Here is a 14,868-nt window from a genome sequence, read left to right as displayed (position 1 = left end):
GTAGTTATATTTTTTTGCTTCGCCAGTCGGCCTTACACATGTAGAGGAAGGCCAGTGTGAACATCACGATGCCGTAGAGGTGTTCCGAGGTCCAGCACCAGGCGACGTCGGCCTTGAGGTGGATCACTACATAATAGACGTAGAGGGCGTAACTGATGATGGCGGCCATTTCGAGGGTAAAAGCAGCACGGGTGTTGCCCGTTCCGGAGACGGTGTTGAACCAGATGAAGGCCGAGGTCTGGATCAGGTAGGCCGACGACATGACCATCAGGGCCGGTACCGAGGCGTCGATCAGTTCGAGGTTGTCGGTATAGATGCGTAGTACCAGGTGCGGGATGAGCAAGATTACGGCCAGCAGCGGCAGGATAATCATGTAGCAAAGCCGGATGACCCTCCAGACCGTAGGCATGACCTGCTGGGGCTGTTCGGCGCCCATCATGTTGCTAACCAGCGAGCTGCTGGTGGTGGCGAACGAACTGGCGATGATGAAGAGCAGCGAGGAGACGCTCCGCACGATGTTGGTCACGGCCAGCGGTCGTTCGCCGAGGTGTTCGATGGCGATGAAGAACATGAACCAGGTGCTGACGGCCACGAATTGCTGAACCATGGTCCAGGACGATAGGCTCAGCACGTGGCCCAGCTGTCGTAAGTTAAAACGAGTGCGGCGGAACAGGTCGTATTTGCGCCAGTCGATCTTCTGCGACGTGTAGATTACGAAGAAAAGCAGCGAGACGAGTTCAGCTACCGACGAGGCAATGGCTGCACCGGCCACGCCGAGGGCCGGCAGACCGAATTTGCCAAAAATCAGGCCGTAGTTCAGTACCACGTTGCTCAGTACCATGACAATCGAGTTGATGGTCAGTATCTTGGTACGTGTGATGGCAACGTAGTAGGCACGGAAAATAACGGCCAGGAAGATAAAGAAGAAACCGTAAACGCGCCATTCGAGGTATTGCAGTGTGGCGTGGTAGATCTCGCTCGAAGAGATCAGGTTGCTCAGGATGCGGGGCGCGAAGAGCTTGGAGAAGGTGAATACGACGGCGGCCAGAAAGATCAGGAATACGGCACTTTGTTGGAAAATAGGCCCGATCTCTCGGTAGCGTTGTTCGCCGTTGCGGCGGGCCATGAGAATCTGGGCGCCGACGCTGAAGCCGAAGCCGAGCATGAATACGGCGATGTAATAGACTCCGCCCAGGGCCGATGCGCCGAGGGCCACTTCGCCGGCGTGTCCGCCGAGACGTCCCAAAAAGGCGGTGTCGGTCAGCCCGATCATATGTTCCATGAGCAGGCTCAGCAGAATCGGGAAGGCCACTTGCCAGATGTTCCGGTAGCTGTATTGCTTCATACGGCAGTCTTTCGGTGGAAAAAAGGGTTGCAAAGATACGAAGATATACCTTATCTTTGGTGTCTGAAACCAATTAAACGCATTGAATTATGGGAATCACGGTTCATACCCGCTATTTGGGCGGTTTGCATACCGAGGCAGAACATTTGCAGTCCGGAAACAAAATTACGACCGATGCGCCGGTTGACAATGGGGGTAAGGGCGAATTTTTCTCGCCGACCGACTTGTTGGCCACTGCGCTGGGCAGCTGCATGCTGACCATTATGGGCAAGGCAGCCGAAGCTCACGGATTCAATATTGACGGAACGGAGGTGAATATCTCCAAGATTATGGGCACCGCTCCGCGCCGAATTGTGGAGGTTGTTGTTGAACTGACCTTCCCGTCGGATTACGATCCGAAAGTGAAGAAGATTCTGGAGGTGGCAGCTCACGAGTGTCCGGTGGCCAACTCGCTGCATCCCGATCTGAAACAGACGGTCATTTTCCACTACGGGAAAAACTAAATCCTTTTTTGAGGGAATACTAAACGGAGGCGTCGATCAAAAGAATCGACGCCTCCGTCATTTTTGCTATGGGCATTGTTAGGAAAAACGTGCGGGGTGGATGGTTTTACCCTTCGCTACGCGCATGGTTAGCGCAGGCGAAGTTGCTGACCCACACGAGGCGCAGATTGACGGGTCACCGGGTTCATCTTCTGCAGACGTTTGAGCTTGATCCCATACTTCTGCGACACGGAGTGGTATGATTCGCCGTTTTCGATGGTGTGCATCGCGGCCGACGATGAGCGGTTACGCTTGGGCTCAATGTAGAGTGCTGTCCTTGCGGGTAGCGGGAACGAATTGCGCAGGTCGTTGTACTTGAGCAGCCGTTTGACCGACAGATTGTACTGTGCGGCAATCGAGGCGAAACTTTCCCCTTCCAACGTGACGATGTAGCGGACTCCGTTGTTACGTTCGATTGTATGTTTTTCGGGCAGCGGCTCGTTCAGTTCGGCACGTGCCTCTTTGCGCTCCGTGCGGCGGGCCAGGATTCCGCCACGACTCTTTTCGCGGTCGAACTGGTAGAGTCGGTTCTTTTCGATCAGGTCGATCAGCAGTTGCGGATAGCGGGGGTTGGTGGCGTAACCGGCGGCTTTCAGCCCATAGGCCCAACCCTTGTAGTCGGTGATGTCGAGTTTGAACAGATCGGCATAGCGGGGCGATTCGGTCAGGAATTTCGAGTGGTCGTGGTACGACTGCTCGGCGTTCCGGTATTTGCGGAAGCACTCCCCTTTCGCATCATCGTCGTGGTAGATACGCCCTCCCGTCCAGTTACTTTTGCACTTGATGCCGAAGTGGTTGTTGCCCTCCACGGCCAGGCGGCTACCTCCGTTGCCCGATTCGAGCAGACCCTGCGCGAGGGTGATGCTGGCCGGGATGCCGTACTCCTCCATCGAGCGTATGGCCAGTTCCTTATAAGTGTCGATGTATTCCTGAGTGGTCATTTTGTATTGTGCCTGTGCCGCTGCCGGTATCAGCAACAGCAAGGCACACAGACCGATGCGATGTAGCTGCATGAATTTGTGCATGATGGTGCCGGGCAAATTTAGAAAATAAGGAGCTTTCCGTCAAAATTGTCTTATATTTGCCCTGCAAACGAAAAAACTATGGAGTTCACCGCCCTTTGTAATCAGATTTTTCAACGTTCCATCGACGATTATCACCGCACCGATTCGGTGGACGCCCCCATCGAAAATCCCTATTCGGCCGGTAGCATCGAACATCTGCTCTACCATAAAAACTGGATCGATACGGTGCAGTGGCACCTCGAAGATATCATCCGTGACCCGGAAATCAATCCGGTAGAGGCGCTCGCCATCAAACGGCGGATCGATGCGTCGAATCAGGAGCGTACCGATATGGTCGAATATATCGACAGCTATTTCCTTGATCGCTATAAAGCGGTAGTGCCGGCACCCGATGCCCGGATCAACACCGAAACGCCCGCTTGGGCTGTGGACCGCTTGTCGATCCTGGCGCTGAAAATCTACCACATGCAACAGGAGGTGTTGCGCAGCGATGTTGCTCCCGAACACCGTCAGGCCTGTCAGGCGAAACTCGATGTGCTGCTGACCCAGCGGACCGATCTTTCGCAGGCGATCGAAGAGTTGTTGGCCGACATTGAGGCCGGGCGGAAATACATGAAACTCTACAAACAGATGAAAATGTACAACGATCCGGCACTGAATCCGGTGTTGTATGCGAAAAAATAGGATCGCCAGGCAGTGAAAAACGTTCCGACCAACATATTGGTAATTCGCTCTTCGGCCATGGGCGACGTGGCGATGACCGCTCCGGTACTGGCCGAAGTGGCGCGTCGCTATCCCCAAACGAAGATGGTGTTGCTGACGCGGGAGTTTTTCCAGCCCTTTTTCGATCATCTCACCGGTCTTCAGTTCCATCCGGTCGATCTGGCTGACTACCACCGCGGATGGAAAGGGTTGAAGCGTCTGTGGCGTGAGTTGCGGGCGGCGCATCCCGATATTGACGGGATCATTGATCTGCAAGATAAGATCTACTCCAAACTGTTGCGTAAAGCCTATGCATGGCATGGGGTGCGTACCTGGTCGATTGACAAAGGGCGTTCGGAGAAAAAGGCGCTTACCGCACAGCCCGGTAAAGGAAAGGTACTCAAACAGCTGCGAACCAGCGTTGAACGTTATGCCGACGTATTCCGTGCGGCCGGTTTTGAACTTCCTCCGATTTCAACCGACTTGTCCAGTTACCGGCAGCAGCGTCCTGTTCCAGCCGGACTCGGGCGAGTGAAGGCCCCGGGTGAGTGCTGGGTGGGCATTGCCCCCTTCGCTCAGCACAAGGGAAAAGTCTATCCGATGGAAAAGATGCGGATTGTGGCCCGAATGCTGATTGACCGCGATCCGTCGGTGACGATATTCCTGTTCGGAGGTGGTAAGGAAGAGAAACAGTTGGCCGACGAAGCGGCAGGTGAAGCTCCTGCCGGACGGTGTGTGTCGGTGGTTGGGCGGTTCTCGTTACGCGAGGAGATCGATCTGATCGCGAATCTTGATCTGATGGTGTCGATGGATTCGTCGGCGATGCACATGTCGTCGTTGGTTGGCGTTCCCGTGGTTTCGGTTTGGGGAGCTACACATCCCTATGCGGGATTCCTGGGGCTCGGTCAGAGTGTGGAGGATGCCGTGCAACTGGATATGCCGTGCCGTCCCTGCTCAGTTTATGGACATAAGGAGTGTTGGCGCGGGGATTATGCCTGCCTGAATGATTTGAAGCCCGAGGTGATTTTGGAACGCGTTATAACTCATCTGCGATAATCTACGGAACGTAATACAGTTTACAAAAAATCCTTTCCTCATTTCGAGGAAAGGATTTTTGTTTGTAGAAGGCATGAACGGTCGATGACCTATTTGTCCCATTCGAGAATCTTCATGAAGTCGTATTCTTCGGGATTGTCGACATATTTCGCTGCTCCCTTGTAGTCTTCGGGCGTGATGTAGTGCAGGTTGTTTTGGATGATCTGCTGCACCTTGCGGGAGTTGATGTCGACCAAACGGGGCATGATCTTGCCGTCTTTGTCAGCCACACTATCCATGAAGAGCGGCTCGACTGAACCGTCGCGACCGACGGTAACCATACATCCACTATGGCCGGCTTCGTAGAGTTCATATACGCCCAGACCGAGTTGGGTGGCGTACGAGAGGTCGTAGGCGATCGGACGGCAGCAGCGCAGTTCGTAACCCATTTCGTTCGGGCGGCTCTTGACTTTGATACGCAGCGTTTTGAGTTTCTGCTGTACGAGCATGTTGAAGATATGTGATTTGCTGACGTTGCCGAGTTCCGGATGGCCGTGTTCGTCGTAGGTGAACTGTACGCCGGTATTGATGACCTCTTCGTCGGTCATGAAGTGGAACACGCCTTCGGAGATGATGGCCACGCCGTAGGGGATGCCCATCAGGCGGCGTTTGACCATCGAGGAGATGACCAGACGAGCGATCTTGTCGAACGTGATCGGCGTTTTGTTGAACATTTCGGGGAAGACAATCATCGGATAGTGGCAGGCTGCTCCGATCCCGAATGCGAGGTGTCCGGCTTCGCGTCCCATGGCCGATACGACAAACCAGTTGCCGCTGGTGCGTGCGTCTTCGTAGAGGGTGGTGGCGAGTTTTACGCCCTCTTCCTTGGCCGAGTTGTAGCCGAAGGTGGGGTAACCGGCCGGCAGGGGGAGGTCGTTGTCGATGGTTTTCGGTACGTGGATGCTGGAGACGTTGAGTCCTTTCTGTTTGAGGAACTTGGTGAGTCGGTTGGCGGTCGAGGCGGTGTCATCGCCACCGATGGTAACGAGGACCTTGACGTTGTATTTTTCGAAAAAGTCGGTACGGAATTCTTTGTCGCTGGGTTTGTAGCGGCTCATGACCAGGGCCGATCCACCGCGGCAGTAGATATTGTCGGCGGTTTCGAAATCGAGGTATACGAAGTCGGGTTCGTCGCTCACGAGGCTTTTATAACCGCCGTTCAAACCGATGACTTTATATCCGTTTTGGGTAAAGATTTTGGTCACGGCGCTGATGACGGTATTGATTCCGGGGGCGGGACCTCCGGCGCAAAGGATAGCTACTGCATTTTTCATAACGGTTAGGTTGTAGGTTAGTTAGTGAAAAATTTTTGAATTGACAGCCCTATAAGAGAACAGCCCCGTGAGGACGGGGCTGTTCGTGGGTTTTGTTAATTCCGTACGCTGCGGCTTACAGAACGTTGATGCAGTTCAAGTTTTCGAAGGCGACTTTCATGCGTTCGATGATGGAAGTTTCGCCTGCGCGGAGCCAGTTGCGGGGATCGTAGTATTTTTTGTTGGGTTTGTCGGGACCTTCGGGGTTACCGAGCTGACCCTGCAGGTAGGCTTCGTTTTTGAGGTAGAACTGACGGATACCGTTCCAGAAGGCCCATTGGGTATCGGTGTCGATGTTCATCTTGATGACGCCGTAGCTGATGGCTTCAGCGATTTTTTCGGGTTCCGAGCCCGAACCGCCGTGGAATACGAAGTTAACGGGTTTGTCGCTGGCGGTGTTGAGCTTTTCGTGGATGTAGGCTTGCGAGTCGCGCAGGATCTTGGGCTCGAGGACTACGTTACCGGGTTTGTATACGCCGTGTACGTTACCGAACGAGGCTGCGATGGTGAAGTTCGGGCTGATTTTCATCAGGGTTTCGTAAGCCTGGCACACATCTTCGGGCTGGGTGTAGAGTTTCGAAGAGTCAACGTGCGAGTTGTCGACACCGTCTTCTTCGCCACCGGTGATCCCGAGTTCGATTTCGAGGGTCATGCCCATTTTGGCCATGCGGGTCAGGTATTTCGAGCTGATTTCGAGGTTTTCGGCCAGCATCTGTTCGCTCAGGTCGAGCATGTGCGAGCTGAAGAGCGGGGTGCCGGTTTCGGCGAAGTGTTTTTCGCTGGCGTCGAGCAGGCCGTCGATCCAGGGCAGCAGTTTTTTTGCTGCGTGATCGGTGTGGAGCACAACGGGTACGCCGTAGGCTTTAGCTACGGTGTGAACGTGTTTGGCGGCAGCGATAGCGCCGAGTACTTGAGATTCCTGGCCTTCGAGTTTGAGTCCTTTACCGGCAACGAATGCGGCGCCGCCGTTGGAAATTTGGATGATGACCGGAGAGTTGACGGCTGCAGCGGCTTCGAGTACGGCATTGATGGTGTCGGTGCCGGTTACGTTAACCGCGGGGATGGCAAAACCTTTTTCTTTGGCGTAGGCGAAGAGTTGGCCTACTTTGTCGCCGGTGAGAACTCCTGCCGGAAATTTTTTGTCGCTCATGGTTCTTGTATGTTTAAGTGTGTTGTTCCTTGGTTGGGAATCTATCCTCAAATTTACGATTATTTTTCGATTTTACTCATAAATTTTTTGACGTCGATGACGAATCGGCTGTGGGTGCCCTGTCCGATGACGCGGCCTGCGGAGTCGACGGCCTTGACTGTGAAGTCGATCCGGCGTCCGTCCGTAGTGCTGACCGTGGCGGTAGCGCTGACGGTCTCCCCTACCCGGCTGGCCCGGTCGTGGGTAATGTTCAGGGCGATGCCGACGCTGCTTTCTGTCGGATCGAGTTGCGGAGCGATGGCCTCCATGGCGGCATGCTCCATCAGGGCGGTCATGGCCGGGGTGCCCAGCACGGGCAGGTTGCCCGAACCGAGGGCCTGAGCGGTGTGTCGCTCTTCCACGGTGAGGTGTGAGGTGTGGGCGGTGCCGATGGCGATCTGCTGCATGGCTTATTCGTGTTGGGCCAGGGCGGCAGCCATGCCGGTGGCGATGGCGTCGCAGGCGGTGAGTTTGTCGGGAGTCGGGGTGCCGAAGACGTCAACGGGCTCTGCTACCAGCGGCCAGCCAATGGTTTCGGCGAAGCATTTGAGGTTGCGTACGCCGCCGCCGTTCCAGCTGTAGGAGCCGAACAGGGCGAGGTGTTTCTCCTTGACGCCCATGTGGAGCAGTTCGGTGGTGAGGTGTTCCATGGTGGGGAACATGTTGGTGTTGTAGGCGCAGCTGCCCAGTATCACGCCGCGGTAGCGCCAGATGTCGTTGATCAGGTAGGACAGGTGGGTTTTCGATGCGTCGTGCACTTTGATCTTGCGGATGCCGGCTTCGGCGCATTTGCGGGCGATGTAGTCTGCCGTGGCGGCGTTGTTGCCGTACATCGATCCGTAGATGATGACCACGCCGTCTTCGGCTTCGTAGCGGCTCCAGCGGTCGTACAGTTCGACGACTTTGGCGGGGTTGGTGCGCCAGATGGGACCATGCAGCGGGCAAATGGCCTTCAACGGTACGGTGCCCAGTTTGCAGAAGGCTTTCTGCACCATGTTGCTGTATTTCCCCACGATGTTGGAGTAGTAGCGGCGCATTTCGCTGAGGTATTTTTCGTCGAAGCAGTCGATTTCGTCGTCGAAGATGGCACCGTCGAGGGTCCCGAAGGTCCCGAAGGCGTCGGCCGAGAAGAGGATCTGTTCGGTGGTGTCGTAGGTCATCATGGTTTCGGGCCAGTGTACCCACGGGGTCATGACGAACTGGAGGGTGTGGTGGCCGAGCGCGAGGGTGTCGCCCTCTTTGACTTCGACGAGGTTTTCGGTGATGCCGTAGTATCCTTCGAGGATTTTGAAGGTTTTGCCGTTGCCGATGATCTGAACGTTGGGCCAGCGGCGCACGATGTCGCCGATCTCTCCCGAGTGGTCGGGTTCCATGTGGTTGATGATCAGATAATCGAGGTCAGTCCGGCCATGTTCGCCGAGCAGGTGCTCGATCCAGCCGACATAGTCGCCGCCGGTGCCCATTTCGATGGTGTCGAGCAGGGCGGTTTTGTCATCGGCAATGAGGTATGAGTTGTAGCTTACCCCGTCGGGCAGCGGCCACAGGTTTTCAAAAAGCGCTTTGCGACGGTCGTTGGTTCCCAACCAGTAGATCCGGTCGCTGACTTTGACTTTCAGGTTCATATTTTGTGTTGTCTGTCTGAATATTTTACGGTTTTAGCGGTTCATAACGCAGTGTGCTCCGGGTTGTCCGGGGGGGTACTCTCCCCTATTTGGCCAGCTCCTTGACCTGACGGGTGGCGATTTTCGGATTGGCGATCACGTTGCAGCCGTTTACGCAGCCGCCTTCGCAGGCCATCACTTCGACCATGTTGCCGGGACAGTTTTTGGCGTAGTTCCGCAGGTCGCGGATGGCTTGTTTGTCGATCCCGTTGATGACGATCGGTTTGATCCGTTCCTTGTATTGGGGCGGCAGCTGGCCGGCTACGGCGCTCATTACCCCTTCGCTGGCGGCATAACCGCGGCTGCTGGGCATGATCTTGTCGTCGAGCGTGACGGCCGTCTCTTCCGAGAAGCCTTCGATGCCCATGGCTACAAACATGGTGCCGAGTTCTTCGAAACTCAGCATCAGATCGACGTTCGGGTCCGAATAGGCCTCCTTACGTTTGGCTACGCACGGCCCTACAAAAACGATCGTGGCGTCGGGATATTGTTTGCGGGCGATTTCGGCGGCGTAGTACATGGGGCTGCGGGTGTGCGACACGAACGGCGCTACCTCGGGGATATGCTTGTGGGCCAACATGTAGTATGACGGGCAGCAGGAGGTGGTCATGAAGGCCTGCCCCTCTTCGAGCACTTTTTCGGCAAATTCGGCTGCTTCGTTGGTGGTGGTCACGTCGGCTCCTTTGGCTACTTCGATCACGTCGTCGAAGCCGAGCTGTTTGATGGCGCCCATGATGCTGGCCAGCGGGGCTTTGAACTGTCCGGCTACGGCGGGGGCCACCAGGGCAATGGTGGGTTTGTCGGAGCGGAAAGCTTTGAAGATCTCGATCAGGTGGGACTTTTCGACCACGGCGCCGAACGGACAGGCCGAAAGGCACCGGCCACAATAGATACATTTGGCAGGGTCGATGTGTTCCTTGCCGTGTTCGTCTTTGCTGATGGCTCCGACGGGGCACGACTCTTCGCACGGCACGGGAATGTAGATGATGGCGTGGAAGGGGCAGTTTTTCATGCAGAGGCCGCAGTTGACGCACTTGGCCGGATCAATGTGGGCCTGTCCGTTGACGAAGTGGATGGCGTCTTTGTTGCAGTTCACTTCACAGGGACGGGCCACACAGCCGCGGCACATGTTGGTCACGACGTAGTTGACCTTGACGCAGGCCGAGCAGGCGTCGGTCATCACCGAGAGGGGATTTTCGGAGACGTGTTCGCGGGCGAAGGCCATCCGGGTATATTCGGCCAGGGTGGTCATTTCGTCCTCTTCTTCATCGATGCCGAATCCGAGTACGCCCATGGCGCGGTACTTGAGCATCGCGCGGTCTTTGTAGATGCAGCAGCGCGAGACCTCTTCGTAGCCTTTGGGCCGCATTTGGTAGGGGATGCGGTCGATGTTCTCTTCGAGGGTGTTTTCGTGCAGGAGTTTGATGATCCGCGTGAGCAGTTCGCGACGCAGGATCATGGTGTTGTTGGTGACGGCCATGGCGCGGGGGGATTATCCGAGTTTCTGTTTGATTGCTTCGACTACTTTGGCGACGGTGGCACCGGTGATGAGCTGGTCGCCGACCAGCACGAACGGGGCTTTGCCTTTACCTTCCTGATTGCAGAAGTCGAGGCAGGTGGCGCCGCGGATTTCGACTTTGTCGGCCAGCGATTCGGGCAGGTAGTCGCCCAGCAGTTGCAGTTCGGCTCCGCCCATGATGTAGCAGAGGGTTCCGGTACAGATGCGCACGGTCAGTTTCTCCATAGGGGTGATCTTTATGTGTCTGTGTGGGTTCAAAGATAATATTTTCCGACCGATTTTCGACCTCCATCCGGCCATCGCTGCCGCTCGTTGCGGAAGGTGTGGCCGAAGGTGGCGGGTATCAGAGGTATTCGATGCGGATCTCTTTCAAAAATTTGGTGGCCAGCAGGCGGGCGATCTCCTTGATGACGTTGCGGCGGAGTTCGAGTTCGACGGGCAGCGCGGGGTCCTGGTGTTGGGGGTTGATGCGGGTGCCGACGACAAAATCGATCCGGTCGTGTTCGAGCAGGATGCGGGCCAGCTCGAAATCGGTGCCCTGGCCGGGGAGATCGGAGGTGGGGGTCTGTTCGAGGAGGCTCTTGACGCGGGCCAGCGTCAGCACCCCTTCGGTGATGAGGTCGACGCCGGGCATGGTCGAGGTGGGGGGCAGGCCGGAGATGTCGCGGCGCAGGTTGACACTGATCTCGCGGCGCAGTTCGCGGGCGACGATGGCGGCCGTCGTGCCGCCGCAGATGACGGTGGTGCCGTCCCACCGGGCGACCTTTTCGGCCAGAACCCGGTCGTTGGTTTCGTTGAAGGGGGGGCCGGAGCACAGCAACAGTCGACGGGGCTGGCGGAAATAGACGGAGAGGCAACTCAGATCGCTTTTGGCGATGAACAGGTCGTTGGCTTCGGCCTGGTTGACGATGGCGGTGGCGATGTCGCGGGCCGATTGGCCGGGGGTCTGCTCGAGCAGTCGGATGACGGCCTGTTCTACTCCTTCGGTGCTCCATCCTTCGGGCAGACGCTGCGTGCCGGAACCGGATCGGAGTACACCTTTGGTATAGAAAAGAAGACGATCCTCGGGCTGAGCCTGGAAACGGGTCAGGCGAATGGTGTGTTCCCGGCCGTTGTCGGTGGTCAGTGTCTGGGTTTCGTACTGGATGTCCGGGCTGTCACAGGGGGCTCCCTGCCGCAGCAGCAGGAAGGGGGGAAAGTCGTACTCGGCGATGCGGACGATGCCGTCGGGCTGGATGTCGGCCACAACGAAGGTGGCATCGGTGGTGCTGCCGTGGCCGCCGAAGGTGTTCAGTACGGAGCGCACGGCCTGACCGATCGGGGCATTGCGCAGGGCGTAGCTGACGATCATTGACGAGATGACCGTGGCGGTGACGTTGGCCTGGATGCCGCTGCCGCGGCCGTGGATCAGGGTCAGTAGCGTACGGCCGTCGTCAGTACGGCGACTCATGCAGACGTCGCCGCTGGCGAAGGAGCCGGTTTCGGTGCGCTGGCAGCTCTCCGCTTCGATGAAGTATTTACTGAGGTTTGCTTTCATCGGCTGCGGTGACGATGGAGTTGAGTATGGCTTCGGTACGGGAGGCGTTTTCGCCCAGCAGGCAGGCGATCTGCTGTACGGTGGCAAGGTTCTCGCGGATAACCTGACGGGTACGTTGGATCATCTCGTCGCTCTGTACGCCCTGGAGCATCAGGTTGCTGACCATCACACCGATGAGTTTGTGGGGTTCGACGGTGAAGACCGATACGTGCAACAGTTTGCCTTTGAGACGGATATCCTGTTCGGCGAGCTCTTCGCCGCTGTCGAGTACCTGTCGCAGCAGCGATCCGAAGGGGGTGAGTTTTTGCAGGTCGCTCCCCTTCATGCCGGGGCGTGAGTCGTAGAGCTGTTCAACCTGAGGGCCGAGCAGTTGGGCCATGTTGCGGTTGGCCTCCAGCACGCGCAGATCGGCGTCGGCGAGCATCACGCCCGAGGGCATGCGTTTGAGCAGGGCGGAGAATTTTTTTTGGGCGATGCTGCGGGTGTAGCTCAGACACATTTCGGGTTCGGCCCGGCCGATGCAGAGGGCGGCGGCAAATTCACGGCAGGTCTCGTAGCCGCAGCCGTTGCAGTTGTGCATGTCGCGCTCGGTAAACTTGCCGATCGAGGCCAGGGCGGCCTTGATTTGCGAGGCGGCTATCTGGAATCGCTCGGCAGGTTGGGCAGGGTATGCTGCTACGGTCGGTATGTAGGGCAGTTTGTAGAGGGCGTTGTGCGGAGTGCGCTCGTCGTAGTAGTGTCGGCAGGCGATGGTTTTGGAGATGGCCGAGGCGGCAGGGGCCAACTGGGCTTGTGATCCGGTGCAGCCGCCGGTGCAACCGAACAGCTCGAGCAGGATTGGCTCACGGCTTTCGGTGGCGGGTGCGGTGTCGATCTGTCGGAGCAACTCCCGGATGACCGGCAGTCCGGAGTAGGTGAAATGGGTGGCGATTCCGTCGAGCGTACGGTGAGGCTTGTAGTCGGCTTCGCCGGGTTCGAAACGGTAGCTGTCGTTGCCGGGAATCAGGTCAAATTCGACTCCGTCTTCATGCATCCAGCGACGCAACTCGTCGAAGGTGATGACGGCATCCAGTTCGCTGATTTCGTCGGGGTTGGTTTTTGCGGCGATGCAGGGGGTGATATAGACGACTTTGGTACGCTGTCCCTTCCAAAGGCGAATCATCCGTGCGTGCAACACGGCGGGATGGGCGATCGGCAGTAGTTTTTCGGCTTGCCGGGGATAGTGGTGGCGGATCAGGCGGACGATCACGGGACAGGTGGTCGAAATGACGGTGCGGGGATGACGCTGGAGTTGTTCCTGTGTTGCTTCGTCGTATTTGACCTGTCCCAGCAGGGTTTCCCCCACTCCGCTGAATCCCAGCAGTTTCAGAGCTTCGATCAGTCGTTGGGGGGTGATGCCCGCGAATTCGCCGGCCCATGTGGGGTCGAGCGAGGCGAAGACATCGTCGGAGGTTTTGAGCATCCGGCGGACGGTGTCGATGTCGTCGCGGATCGAGATCATGCCGTGGGGACAGGCCTGTTGGCAGGTCCCGCAACGGGTACATTCGTCCTGGGCGATGGAGGCTCGGTGGTTGCGGACGGTGATGGCGCCGACACTGCATGATCGAACGCAACGATAACACCCCGCACACTGATGCGGGGTGATGCGGATCGAATAGTTGCTCTGTTCCATGTGTGCCAAGTTACTTCATTTTGGGCGAATTTGGAAATGTTTTTGGCGAATTATCGTGCAGGTACAAATCTTTTGAATGCAAAGGTGCCACCGATCGGGGATACCTCGAAAAGTTGTGTATGTGTGAGGGCTTGTGGGGACTGAAAAGAGGGGGTCGGGGCGCTTATTGATAAGGACGCCTTGGAGTTTTCGCTACATGTTCGGAGGTTCGGGAAGGGAACGATCCATGTGTCCCGATGGAAACTCACCGGGAATCTTATGAAATAAAAAATGATACCGCCTCACAATCGTGCTCATCATGGGGAGCGGAAAGCGAGCGGTACGGTTTGAAAAGTGTGAAGTTTTTTGTGGGAAAAGCGGATTTGAATACCGTGGAATCGGTTGGTCAGCGACGGAAACCGGCTTTGAAATGTGCTCCGTCGCAGAAGGGTTGATTATCGGAGTGGCCGCAGCGGCAGAGCGACATCATTTTCATTTGAGGGTGAATCGGGGCCCCGTTTTCGTCAATAAGGGTAAACTCGCCTTCGATGACCAACGGACATCCGGGACGGTAGACGATTCGGGTTTTCGCGGCTTGGGCGGCGGTGTCCGATACAGAGGTCGTGGACAGCGTTTCGGCACCGTCGGTGACGGCAGCCGGGCCCTCGTTTTCGGATTGGGGAAACAGTCTGGCCAACTGTGTGGTGTCGAACAGTTTCGGGGAGTGCTCCTTGCCGGGAATGGGGTGCTGGGGGTCGTTCCAATAAAAGGTGAGGGCTCGGGACGGACACATCTCGATAGCGCCGATGATCTCTTCGGTCGAGGCACCGTCGAGCCGCACCCACGGACGTTTGCTTGGGTCGAAAACTTTACGCAGCGTAGTGAAGCATTCGCCGGCGTGTATGCACTCGGCCGGCTGCCACACCACGGTGATGGTTCCGTTACTGTATGTACGGTTCCGACTATTCATCTTCGTCTTCGTCGTCGGCAGCGGTGTCGGCAATCTGGTCGGCACCCGTAATCTCGTCTTCGTCGCCGTAGTAATCTTTGTCGAGGTCTTCGTCCGGCTTGGTGTCGATCTTGACGTCGACTTTGACCAGGTAGCTGATCTCTTCGGTCTCGAACGGCACGGCATAGAAGAAATCACCGTTGGGTTTGTCGATCCGGATCAATACCTCGCTGTATCCATGGGGATAGGTGGCTTTGAATTCCTCGAGCAGATCCGGATTCAGGTTCGAATAGCTGACGATCACACGCTTCTTTGCATTAGCAGCTTTGCTTGCCATAAT

15 protein-coding genes are annotated in these 14,868 nt (G+C 56.8%); 3 read left to right on the top strand and 12 right to left on the bottom strand.

Going from position 1 to position 14,868, the window contains the following annotated elements:
• Positions 1–4 precede the first annotated feature (4 nt).
• On the bottom strand, positions 5–1,345 hold the full coding sequence (locus BQ5379_RS02175) for an MATE family efflux transporter (protein ID WP_071133917.1): 1,341 nt from the start codon (positions 1,343–1,345) through the stop codon (positions 5–7).
• 89 nt (positions 1,346–1,434) lie between these two features.
• On the opposite strand from BQ5379_RS02175, the gene BQ5379_RS02170 reads away from it, so the two are divergent.
• Positions 1,435–1,848, top strand: coding sequence for an OsmC family protein (locus BQ5379_RS02170; protein WP_071133916.1), 414 nt, complete (start codon positions 1,435–1,437; stop codon positions 1,846–1,848).
• A gap of 128 nt (positions 1,849–1,976) precedes the next feature.
• On the opposite strand, the gene BQ5379_RS02165 is transcribed toward BQ5379_RS02170, so the two are convergent.
• A complete protein-coding gene (locus BQ5379_RS02165; protein ID WP_235846020.1) occupies positions 1,977–2,900 on the bottom strand; it encodes a glucosaminidase domain-containing protein in 924 nt (307 codons plus the stop codon).
• A 90-nt stretch (positions 2,901–2,990) separates the two neighbouring features.
• Here BQ5379_RS02165 and BQ5379_RS02160 point away from each other — a divergent pair, with 90 nt between their 5' ends.
• Together BQ5379_RS02160 and BQ5379_RS02155 are read left to right on the top strand one after the other, a co-directional pair.
• The gene (locus BQ5379_RS02160; RefSeq protein ID WP_071133915.1) at positions 2,991–3,596 is read left to right on the top strand and encodes a DUF4254 domain-containing protein; all 606 of its coding nucleotides are present in this window, start codon (positions 2,991–2,993) and stop codon (positions 3,594–3,596) included.
• Between the two features lie 12 nt (positions 3,597–3,608).
• Positions 3,609–4,670, top strand: coding sequence for a glycosyltransferase family 9 protein (locus tag BQ5379_RS02155; protein WP_235846019.1), 1,062 nt, complete (start codon positions 3,609–3,611; stop codon positions 4,668–4,670).
• Between the two features lie 89 nt (positions 4,671–4,759).
• Here the strand turns inward: BQ5379_RS02155 and BQ5379_RS02150 are convergent, their stop codons facing one another.
• The 10 genes from BQ5379_RS02150 to BQ5379_RS02105 all read right to left on the bottom strand — a co-directional run bounded on the left by BQ5379_RS02150 (position 4,760) and on the right by BQ5379_RS02105 (position 14,865).
• Positions 4,760–5,983 (bottom strand): 6-phosphofructokinase, encoded by a 1,224-nt coding sequence (locus BQ5379_RS02150; RefSeq protein ID WP_071133914.1) that lies wholly within the window; start codon positions 5,981–5,983, stop codon positions 4,760–4,762.
• A gap of 115 nt (positions 5,984–6,098) precedes the next feature.
• The gene (gene fbaA, locus BQ5379_RS02145) at positions 6,099–7,172 is read right to left on the bottom strand and encodes a class II fructose-bisphosphate aldolase (RefSeq protein ID WP_071133913.1); all 1,074 of its coding nucleotides are present in this window, start codon (positions 7,170–7,172) and stop codon (positions 6,099–6,101) included.
• Between the two features lie 59 nt (positions 7,173–7,231).
• Positions 7,232–7,618: a thioesterase family protein gene (locus tag BQ5379_RS02140; RefSeq protein WP_071133912.1), complete on the bottom strand. Its 387-nt coding sequence runs from the start codon at positions 7,616–7,618 to the stop codon at positions 7,232–7,234.
• 3 nt (positions 7,619–7,621) lie between these two features.
• The gene (locus tag BQ5379_RS02135; protein WP_071133911.1) at positions 7,622–8,833 is read right to left on the bottom strand and encodes an FprA family A-type flavoprotein; all 1,212 of its coding nucleotides are present in this window, start codon (positions 8,831–8,833) and stop codon (positions 7,622–7,624) included.
• Positions 8,834–8,918: 85 nt separating this feature from the next.
• Positions 8,919–10,352, bottom strand: a complete 1,434-nt coding sequence (locus BQ5379_RS02130) for a monomeric [FeFe] hydrogenase (protein WP_071133910.1) — start codon at positions 10,350–10,352, stop codon at positions 8,919–8,921.
• Positions 10,353–10,364: 12 nt separating this feature from the next.
• On the bottom strand, positions 10,365–10,616 hold the full coding sequence (locus BQ5379_RS02125) for an NADH-quinone oxidoreductase subunit NuoE family protein (protein ID WP_071133909.1): 252 nt from the start codon (positions 10,614–10,616) through the stop codon (positions 10,365–10,367).
• Between the two features lie 118 nt (positions 10,617–10,734).
• Positions 10,735–11,928, bottom strand: coding sequence for a SpoIIE family protein phosphatase (locus BQ5379_RS02120; RefSeq protein ID WP_071133908.1), 1,194 nt, complete (start codon positions 11,926–11,928; stop codon positions 10,735–10,737).
• Entirely contained in the window at positions 11,909–13,600 is a 1,692-nt protein-coding gene (locus tag BQ5379_RS02115) for a [Fe-Fe] hydrogenase large subunit C-terminal domain-containing protein (protein ID WP_071133907.1), read from the bottom strand. Before BQ5379_RS02115 ends, BQ5379_RS02120 begins: the two co-directional genes overlap by 20 nt.
• Before the next feature lie 385 nt (positions 13,601–13,985).
• On the bottom strand, positions 13,986–14,549 hold the full coding sequence (locus tag BQ5379_RS02110) for a (4Fe-4S)-binding protein (RefSeq protein ID WP_071133906.1): 564 nt from the start codon (positions 14,547–14,549) through the stop codon (positions 13,986–13,988).
• On the bottom strand, positions 14,542–14,865 hold the full coding sequence (locus BQ5379_RS02105) for a hypothetical protein (RefSeq protein ID WP_071133905.1): 324 nt from the start codon (positions 14,863–14,865) through the stop codon (positions 14,542–14,544). Before BQ5379_RS02105 ends, BQ5379_RS02110 begins: the two co-directional genes overlap by 8 nt.
• Positions 14,866–14,868: the final 3 nt, after the last annotated feature.

Source organism: Millionella massiliensis, assembly GCF_900104655.1.
In the GTDB taxonomy this organism is placed as follows: Bacteria; Bacteroidota; Bacteroidia; order Bacteroidales; family Rikenellaceae; genus Rikenella; species Rikenella massiliensis.
Note: the sequence above shows the minus strand (reverse complement) of the source record. Positions and strands in the feature narration are given on the sequence as shown.

Coding starts and splice junctions, on each gene's coding strand:
- BQ5379_RS02110 (WP_071133906.1), bottom strand. CDS start 14,549: ATGAATAGTCGGAACCGTACATACAGTAACGGAACCATCACCGTGGTG.
- fbaA (WP_071133913.1), bottom strand. CDS start 7,172: ATGAGCGACAAAAAATTTCCGGCAGGAGTTCTCACCGGCGACAAAGTA.
- BQ5379_RS02105 (WP_071133905.1), bottom strand. CDS start 14,865: ATGGCAAGCAAAGCTGCTAATGCAAAGAAGCGTGTGATCGTCAGCTAT.
- BQ5379_RS02135 (WP_071133911.1), bottom strand. CDS start 8,833: ATGAACCTGAAAGTCAAAGTCAGCGACCGGATCTACTGGTTGGGAACC.
- BQ5379_RS02120 (WP_071133908.1), bottom strand. CDS start 11,928: ATGAAAGCAAACCTCAGTAAATACTTCATCGAAGCGGAGAGCTGCCAG.
- BQ5379_RS02175 (WP_071133917.1), bottom strand. CDS start 1,345: ATGAAGCAATACAGCTACCGGAACATCTGGCAAGTGGCCTTCCCGATT.
- BQ5379_RS02170 (WP_071133916.1), top strand. CDS start 1,435: ATGGGAATCACGGTTCATACCCGCTATTTGGGCGGTTTGCATACCGAG.
- BQ5379_RS02130 (WP_071133910.1), bottom strand. CDS start 10,352: ATGGCCGTCACCAACAACACCATGATCCTGCGTCGCGAACTGCTCACG.
- BQ5379_RS02125 (WP_071133909.1), bottom strand. CDS start 10,616: ATGGAGAAACTGACCGTGCGCATCTGTACCGGAACCCTCTGCTACATC.
- BQ5379_RS02150 (WP_071133914.1), bottom strand. CDS start 5,983: ATGAAAAATGCAGTAGCTATCCTTTGCGCCGGAGGTCCCGCCCCCGGA.
- BQ5379_RS02160 (WP_071133915.1), top strand. CDS start 2,991: ATGGAGTTCACCGCCCTTTGTAATCAGATTTTTCAACGTTCCATCGAC.
- BQ5379_RS02140 (WP_071133912.1), bottom strand. CDS start 7,618: ATGCAGCAGATCGCCATCGGCACCGCCCACACCTCACACCTCACCGTG.
- BQ5379_RS02115 (WP_071133907.1), bottom strand. CDS start 13,600: ATGGAACAGAGCAACTATTCGATCCGCATCACCCCGCATCAGTGTGCG.
- BQ5379_RS02165 (WP_235846020.1), bottom strand. CDS start 2,900: ATGCAGCTACATCGCATCGGTCTGTGTGCCTTGCTGTTGCTGATACCG.